The following is a 7,720-nucleotide window of genomic DNA, read 5'->3' as shown; positions in this document are numbered from 1 at the left end:
GGCGTCGGCGGTCTCCGCGACGCCGCGGCCTGCGTTCAGGGACCGCACGACCTCGGCCAGGAGCGGGTCGGGCGGCGGCCGGTCCGCGGCGCGCTCGCCCGCGACGGCCTCCAGGGCGGCCATGGGGTCGTCGGCCGCGTCCACGCGCGCGGTGAGGCGGCGCACTTCGGCGGCGCGCCACAGATCCGTCAACTCCACGCGCTGGTCGCGCAGTTCGTGGGCGGGGGCGCCGAGGAGGGCGGGGGCGGTGCCGGGGGCGAAGCGGATGCCGACGTGGCGGCCTGATTCGCCGGTCTCGCCGGTTCCGGGCCGGTACGCGTGCGTGTCCGGGCCCGCGACGAAGAGCCTGCCCTCGGTCCACAGCAGGTCCATGCAGCCGTCGGGCAGCACGGCGGAGACGACGGGGGTTCCGGCGGCGCCCCGGGCCGCGGGCGCCGCGGTCTTCGTCCAGACGACGGCGCCGGGGAGCGCGGCGGAGGGGCGCTCGGCGTAGCTGGCTCGGCGCATACCGCCAGGCTACGACGCGCCCGTGCGATGCTCCTGCGGGCTGACCCCGTACTCCCGCTTGAAGGCGCTGGACAGCGCGAACGCGCTGCCGTAGCCGACCTTGCGGGCGATGGAGGCGATCGTCTGGTCGCTGTCGCGCAGCAGGTCGGCGGCCAGGGCCAGGCGCCAGCCGGTCAGGTACGTCATCGGGGGCTCGCCCACGAGGTCGCTGAAGCGCCGGGCGAGCGCCGCCCGGGAGACGCCCGCCTTCGCGGCGAGCGAGGCGACGGTCCACGGGTGCGCCGGGTCGTCCTGGAGCAGCCGCAGGACGGGGCCGACGACGGGGTCGCCCATCGCCCGGTACCAGGCCGGGGCCGCCGCCTCCGGGCGGGAGAACCAGGCCCGCAGGGCGGCGATGAGCAGCAGGTCGAGGAGGCGGTCGAGGACGACCTCCTGGCCCGGCTCGTCCTTGTTGATCTCCTCGGCGAGGAACGGCGTCAGCGGGCAGTCCCACACCTCGGTCGGCAGGACGAGCAGCGGCGGCAGGGCGTCGAGGAGCCGGCCGGTGATCTCGCCGCGCATCTGGTACGTCCCGATGAGCATCTGTACCGATCCGTCCCGCTGGCCCCACGCGCGCAGGCCGAGGTCCGCGTAGTGGCCCGCGGGCGCGCCGTTCAGCGGGGCGCACCGCTGGCCGGGGCCGATCTCCGCGAAGGGCGCGGTGGCCGGGTCGCCCGCGACCACGTAGTGGTCGGGGCCGCGGGCGATGGCCACGTCCCCGGGGCGGATCAGGCGGGGCGGGTGGTCGCCGCGCGGGGTGCCGTCCGGGTCCTGCGGGACGATCCACGCGTCGCCGTGCACGGCGATCATGACCGAGACGGGGGCCTCGTCGGCGATGCGGACCGACCAGGGCGGCTCGAAGCAGGCGCGGATCATGAAGGCCCCGCGGGCGCGGGGGCCTTCCAGGAGGCCGGCGAGTACGTCCATGGACGCAGCGTAGACGCACGCGTATGGGCGTGAGCCCTTCACGGATGGCTCCTGTGCTGGGGCGCCAGTTGACTGAGGGCATGACGAAGAACACGCAGAACACGACGCAGAGCACGCGGCGCACGACGGAGAACACGCAGGCGGCTCCGGCCACTTCGGAGGCGCTGACGGTATTGGTGACCGGTGCGACCGGGCGGGTCGGGAGCCGGGTCGCACAGGCCGCGCGGGCGGCCGGTCACGAGGTGCGGGCCGCCTCGCGGTCCGGCGCGGTGCGGTTCGACTGGTACGACCCGTCGACGTGGGCGGACGCCCTGCGGGGCGCCGACGCCGCGTTCCTCGCCTACCAGCCGGACGTCGGCGCGCCCGGTGCCGCCGACGCGGTGGGCGCCTTCGCCCGGCAGGCCGTGGAGCTCGGGGTGCGCCACCTGGTGCTGCTTTCGGCGCGGGGCGAGGACCAGGCGCACCCGACGGAGGCGGCGCTCGCGGAGTCCGGGGCGGCGCGGTGGACGGTGGTGCGGGCGAGCTGGTTCGCGCAGAACTTCAGCGAGGGGCCGCTGGCGGACGCGATGCGGGAGGGCGGCGAGCTCGTCTTTCCCGGCGGGGAGGTCCTTGAGCCCTTCATCGACGCGCGGGACATCGCGGATGTGGTGCTCGCCGTGCTGGCCGGCGGTGAGCGGTACGCCGGGCGGATTCTGGAGGTGAGCGGGGGGCGGCTGCTGTCCTTCCGGGACGCGGTGGCCGAGATTTCCGCCGCGGCCGGGCGGGAATTCGGCTACGTTCCGGTGGCGGCCCGCGAATACGGGGCTGCGCTGACGGAATTCGGGGTGCCCGACGCGGAGGTGGAATTCCTCATCGAGCTGTTCGAGACGAATCTGGACGGCCGTAACGCGCGCGTTTCCGACGGCGTGCGGGACGTACTCGGCCGGGGGCCGCGGGAATTCACGGACTTCGTCCGCGAAGCGGTGGCCTCCGGCACATGGAAGGGGTAACCCGTAACCCCCCAGGGGGCTCCGCCCCCTGGCCCCGGGGCTCTGCCCCCAGACCCCCGCTCCTCAAACGCCGGAGGGGCTGGAAATAGCCCGTCCGGCGTTTGAGGACGAGGCCGTTCAGGCCGATTCGTCCTCCCCCTGCCGCTTCGCGTGGTTGTGATGGGCCCGCAAGCGGGACGACACGTCGTCGGGGGGCAGGAAGCGGGACCAGCGTTCGGGGAACTCGGAGGGCATGTCCGGGTCGTCGGGATCCTCCGCGGCACGCGCGGCCGCGGCACGGGCGACGAACTCGGCGGCCCTCGCCTCCCGCACCCGCTCATTGGCCTCACGGGCAGAAGCCGTGGCGAGGGACGGCCACACCCGGTCTATGGCGGCGTTGACCGCGGCCCCGACGAGCACCGCGAAGGCGGAGACGCCGATCCACAGGAGCACGGCGACGGGCGCGGCCAACGAGCCGTAGATCGTGGGGCCTTCGACGGTGCTGGTGAGGTAGATGCGCAGCAGGAAGCTGCCGAGCACCCACATGCCGAGAGCGATCAGCGCCCCGGGCATGTCCTCCACCCAGGGCGACCGCACCGGCACTGACACGTGGTACAGCGTGGTCAGGAAGACGACGGACAGCAGCGTGACGACGGGCCAGTACAGGATCTGCACCACCGTCTCCGAGCCCGGCACGAGCTTCACCACCGCGTCCGGCCCCGCCACCATCAGCGGCAGCGCGACGGAGCCGATGACGAGGGCGACGAGGAACAGGCCGAAGGCGAGCAGCCGCGTCTTGACGATGCCGCGGGCGCCGTCGAGGCCGTACATGACGGTGATCGTGTCGATGAAGACGTTCACGGCGCGCGAGCCGGACCAGAGGGCGAAAAGGAACCCTATCGAGATGACGTCGGGCCGCCCGACCTTCATGACGTCTTCCAGGATCGGCTGCGCGATCTCGCGGACACCCTTGTCGGAGAGGATCGTGCGGGACGCCTCCAGGATGTTGTTCTCGACGCTGGTGATGGTGTCGGCGCCGGTCCACCGGTCGACGTACGCGAGCAGCCCGATGAGACTCAGGAGCAGGGGCGGCACGGACAGCAGCGTGAAGAACGCCGCTTCCGCCGCGAGTCCGAGGACGCGGTACTCGATGCAGGAGTTGACGGTGTCCTTCAGCAGCAGCCAGGCAGTCCTGCGCTTGGAGACGTTGCGGTAAAGAGCGCGGGCCCGTTTCCAGCGGCCGTGTGGCCGCCCGGGTGTTTCTTTTGCCTGGTGCACCTCCTTACCGTAGCGGCATGGCAGCCACCACCCACACAGTGACCAACCAGGCTCCGCCCCTGGTGGGATATGACGTCTTCGCGTGCGACCGCGCCCTCGTGGAGGCCGTCGAACGCCACCTCGACCCGGCGCTCCTGGACGACGCCCGCACCGAACTCTCCGGCCTCGGCCGTACCGCGGGCTCCGTCCAGGCACAGGAGTGGGGGACGCTCGCCAATGAGAATCCACCCGTTCTGCACACACATGACCGCTATGGGAACCGGATCGACGAGGTCACCTTCCATCCGTCCTGGCACCGGCTGCTCGGCAAGGCCGTCGGCGCGGGCCTGACCTCGGCGTGGAACCGGCCGGGCGGCCATGTGCGGCGGGCGGCGGGCTTCCTGGTGTGGACGCAGGCCGAGGGCGGGCACGGCTGCCCGGTGTCGATGACGCACGCGGCGGTGCCCGCGCTGCGCGCCGACCCGGCGCTCGCCGCCGAGTGGGAGCCGCGGCTCACGTCCACGATCTACGACCAGGGCCTGCGGCCGGCCGCCGAAAAGGCGGGCGTGCTCTTCGGAATGGGCATGACGGAGAAGCAGGGCGGCAGCGACGTCCGCGCGAATACGACGCGGGCGCGGCCGCTCGCCGAGGACGGGACGTATGAACTCGTCGGGCACAAGTGGTTCTGTTCCGCGCCGATGTCCGACGGTTTTCTGGTGCTCGCGCAGGCCGAGGCCGGACTCACCTGCTTTCTGGTGCCCCGGGTCTTGGAAGACGGCTCGCGGAATGTTTTTGCCATTCAGCGGCTGAAGGAAAAACTCGGCAACAAGTCGAACGCGTCCAGTGAAGTCGAATTCGACGGGACGTGGGCGCGCCGGGTCGGGGACGAGGGGCGCGGGGTGCGCACCATCATCGAGATGGTGGCGGCGACCCGGCTCGACTGCGTCATCGGCTCCGCGGCGCTGATGCGGCAGGCGGTCGCGCAGGCCGTGCACCACGCCACGTACCGCGAGGCGTTCGGCGGCAAGCTCGTCGACAAGCCGCTGATGCGCAACGTACTGGCCGATCTGGCCCTGGAGTCGGAGGCGGCGACGACGCTCGCGCTGCGGCTCGCGGCGGCGTACGACGACGGGGGCGAGCGGGAGCAGGCGTTCCTGCGGCTGGCGGTGCCGGCCGCGAAGTACTGGGTGACCAAGCGGTGTACGCCGCTGGTGGGCGAGGCGCTGGAGTGCCTGGGCGGCAACGGGTACGTGGAGGAGTCCGGGATGCCGCGGCTCCTTCGCGAGGCGCCGCTGAACTCCATCTGGGAGGGCTCGGGCAACGTCCAGGCCCTTGACGTGCTGCGGGCGTTGCAGCGCGAGCCGGGGGCGCTCAACGCCTTCCTGGAGGAGGTGGGTGCGGCGCGCGGCGCCGACCACCGCCTGGACGGCGCCATCAAGGGCCTGCTGACCGAACTCGCCGACCTGGACGGCGTCGAGGCGCGGGCGCGGCGCCTGGTGGAGCGGATGGCGCTGGTCCTGCAGGGCTCGCTGCTCGTGCGGCACGCGCCGCCGGAGGTGGCCGACGCGTTCTGCGCCTCGCGGCTCGGCGGGGACTGGGGCACGGCGTTCGGCACGCTGCCGCACACCCTGGACCTGGGGGCCGTGGTGGAGCGGGCCGCCGTCCGGCTCTGAACGCACACGCGCCCGGCCGGGTGGTCCGGCCGGGCGCGCGCAGGTCCTGCGGGGAGGTTCACGCCCGACGGGCGCTGTCACGGGGGTGGTGCTGCGCCGACACGGCACCACCCCCGGTCTTCAGGCCCCGTCGGGACGGACGCCGCTCGGGGCGGCGCACGGCCAAGTTTCAAACACCGCACGACTGTTCGCCAGAGTTGCAGAGGGTTGCAACCTTGGACGCTGGTCGTGGCCCGGTCTTGCACGACCTGGGTGAAGCACGTCCTTCCGCGCGCCCGGAAGGGCACGATGGATGACGTGTCCCCCTCTGTCGGCGGGCTCGGGGAGCGGGAGGAACCGGTGATGAACACGCACGCGACGTTCGACCTGGAACGGCTCACGGCCGTGAACGCCGCGCAGGCCGCGCGGCTGCTGCGGGAGGTGCGGGACGCCCGGATCGCCGGACAGCGCCCCCGGGTCGGGCCCCGGCCGGTGATCGGCGCGTCCTGGGACCGCATGCTGGCGAGCGGCGTCGACCCCGAGCACGACTTCCGCTCGGGCGTGCTGAGCACCGACGAGATAGAGCGGCGGCGGCAGGCGTCGCCGCTCCGGCACATCCTTCCCGTGCTGCGCGAGGGGCTGCTCTCGGTCGCGGACGTCGCGCAGCACATCATGGTCGTCGCGGACGCCGAGGGGCGGCTGCTGTGGCGCGAGGGCAACAAGTCGGTCCTGAGGATGGCCGACGGGCACGGCTTCGAGATCGGGGCCGACTGGCGCGAGAGCATCGTCGGCACCAACGGCATCGGTACGCCGCTGGTGGCCCGGCGCCCCGTGCAGGTCTTCTCCGCCGAGCACTTCGTGCGCACCCACCACCACTGGACGTGCACGGGCGCGCCGATCACCGACCCGCGGGACGGGCGGCTGCTCGGCGTGGTGGACATCAGCGGGCCGCTGGACACCATGCACCCGGCGACGCTCGCCCTCGTCGGCTCCGTCGCCAAGCTCGCCGAGGCGCGGCTGCGCGAGGAGCATGTGACGGCCCTGGACCGGCTGCGGTCGGTGGCGGCGCCGGTGCTCGCCCGGCTCGGCGGGCGCGCCGTCGCGGTGGACACCCACGGCTGGACGGCGGCGGTCACCGGCATGCCGCCGGTGGACCGGCTCACGCTGCCCAAGTCCCTCGCCGACGGGCGCGCCTGGGTGCCCGCGCTCGGCATGTGCACGGTGGCGCCGCTGGCCGGCGGCTGGCTGCTGCGCCCGGACGGCGGCGGGGGCGGGGCGGACGAGCGGGACGGGGCGGCGGCCCGCGTCGCGACGCGGGTCGTGGTGGACGTCGGCGGTCCGCACCGGTGGACGGTCACGGTCACCGGCAGCGCGGGGTGCTGGACGCACGAACTCTCGCCGCGGCACGCCGAGTTGCTGTATCTGCTCGCGGTGCACCGGGCGGGGCGCACCGCCGCGGGGCTCGCCGCGGACCTGTTCGGCGATCCGGCGCGCACGGTGACCGTCCGTGCCGAGCTGTCCCGCGTCCGCCGCTATCTGGGCGGGCTGCTCGCCCACCGCCCGTACCGCTTCCAGGAGGACGCCGACGTCGATCTCGTCCTGCCGGACGACCGGTCCCGGCTGCTTCCGCACTCCCTCGCGCCCGCGGTGCTGCGGGCGCGGGCGGCGGCGGAGCCTTGACCTCCGGTCCGGGGCCCTGGACCGACTGACACGAGTCATACACCGGGCCGGTACGGTCCACCCATGAGCATCACTGTCACCACCTGGTCCCTGGAACAGACCTCGCCCGCCGATCTGCTGCCGGCCGCCACGCCGGAGGGCGACGTTCGCATCGTGCGGGCCGAGGTGCCCTCGCCCGAGTTCAGCCGGTTCCTCTACTCCGCCGTCGGCGGCGACATCAAGTGGGTGGACCGGCTGTCCCTCTCCTACGAGCAGTGGCAGGAGCAGCTGTCCCGGCCGGGCGTGGAGACCTGGGTCGCGTACGACAGGGGTACGCCCGCGGGGTACGTGGAGCTGGACCCGCAGGACGACGGGGTCGTCGAGATCATCTACTTCGGCCTCATCCCGGCGTTCCGGGGCCGACGCATCGGCGGCCACCTCCTCTCTTACGGCACGGCCCGCGCGTGGGATCTGGCGGACCGGTGGCCCGGTCGGGCGCCGACGAAGCGGGTGTGGCTGCACACGTGCAGCCTCGACGGGGAGCACGCCATGGACAACTATCTGCGGCGCGGCTTCAAACTCTTCGACACGAAGGTCACGCAGGAGCGGGAGCAGCCCACCCCCGGCCCGTGGCCCGGCTCCGACCGCGGCTGACCGCAGCCTTCCGCACCCCCGATCGCGCTCCGCGCTCGTCCTCAATCGCCGGACGGG

At 73.3% G+C, this 7,720-nt stretch carries 7 protein-coding genes; 4 read left to right on the top strand and 3 right to left on the bottom strand.

Annotated features, from left to right (window positions below; translation table 11 throughout):
* Both STRAU_RS15730 and STRAU_RS15725 read right to left on the bottom strand, forming a co-directional pair.
* Positions 1–507: DUF6597 domain-containing transcriptional factor (locus tag STRAU_RS15730; RefSeq protein WP_037659740.1), on the bottom strand; the 507-nt coding region annotated here is incomplete at its 3' end.
* A 9-nt stretch (positions 508–516) separates the two neighbouring features.
* On the bottom strand, positions 517–1,473 hold the full coding sequence (locus STRAU_RS15725; protein ID WP_016641320.1) for an AraC family transcriptional regulator: 957 nt from the start codon (positions 1,471–1,473) through the stop codon (positions 517–519).
* Between the two features lie 80 nt (positions 1,474–1,553).
* Between STRAU_RS15725 and STRAU_RS15720 the strand changes: the two genes are divergently transcribed.
* Positions 1,554–2,462 carry an NmrA family NAD(P)-binding protein gene (locus STRAU_RS15720; protein WP_106967934.1) on the top strand — a complete coding sequence of 303 codons (909 nt, stop codon included), beginning with the start codon at positions 1,554–1,556 and terminating at the stop codon, positions 2,460–2,462.
* 117 nt (positions 2,463–2,579) lie between these two features.
* Here the strand turns inward: STRAU_RS15720 and STRAU_RS15715 are convergent, their stop codons facing one another.
* On the bottom strand, positions 2,580–3,719 hold the full coding sequence (locus tag STRAU_RS15715; RefSeq protein ID WP_016641318.1) for a YihY/virulence factor BrkB family protein: 1,140 nt from the start codon (positions 3,717–3,719) through the stop codon (positions 2,580–2,582).
* A gap of 17 nt (positions 3,720–3,736) precedes the next feature.
* Here STRAU_RS15715 and STRAU_RS15710 point away from each other — a divergent pair, with 17 nt between their 5' ends.
* The 3 genes from STRAU_RS15710 to STRAU_RS15700 all read left to right on the top strand — a co-directional run bounded on the left by STRAU_RS15710 (position 3,737) and on the right by STRAU_RS15700 (position 7,663).
* Positions 3,737–5,371, top strand: a complete 1,635-nt coding sequence (locus STRAU_RS15710) for an acyl-CoA dehydrogenase family protein (RefSeq protein WP_037659734.1) — start codon at positions 3,737–3,739, stop codon at positions 5,369–5,371.
* A gap of 342 nt (positions 5,372–5,713) precedes the next feature.
* The gene (locus tag STRAU_RS15705) at positions 5,714–7,030 is read left to right on the top strand and encodes a GAF domain-containing protein (RefSeq protein ID WP_037659742.1); all 1,317 of its coding nucleotides are present in this window, start codon (positions 5,714–5,716) and stop codon (positions 7,028–7,030) included.
* A 63-nt stretch (positions 7,031–7,093) separates the two neighbouring features.
* Positions 7,094–7,663, top strand: a complete 570-nt coding sequence (locus STRAU_RS15700; protein WP_016641314.1) for a GNAT family N-acetyltransferase — start codon at positions 7,094–7,096, stop codon at positions 7,661–7,663.
* Positions 7,664–7,720: the final 57 nt, after the last annotated feature.

It is taken from the genome of Streptomyces aurantiacus JA 4570 (assembly GCF_000414115.1).
In the GTDB taxonomy this organism is placed as follows: domain Bacteria; phylum Actinomycetota; class Actinomycetes; order Streptomycetales; family Streptomycetaceae; genus Streptomyces; species Streptomyces aurantiacus_A.
Note: the sequence above shows the minus strand (reverse complement) of the source record. Positions and strands in the feature narration are given on the sequence as shown.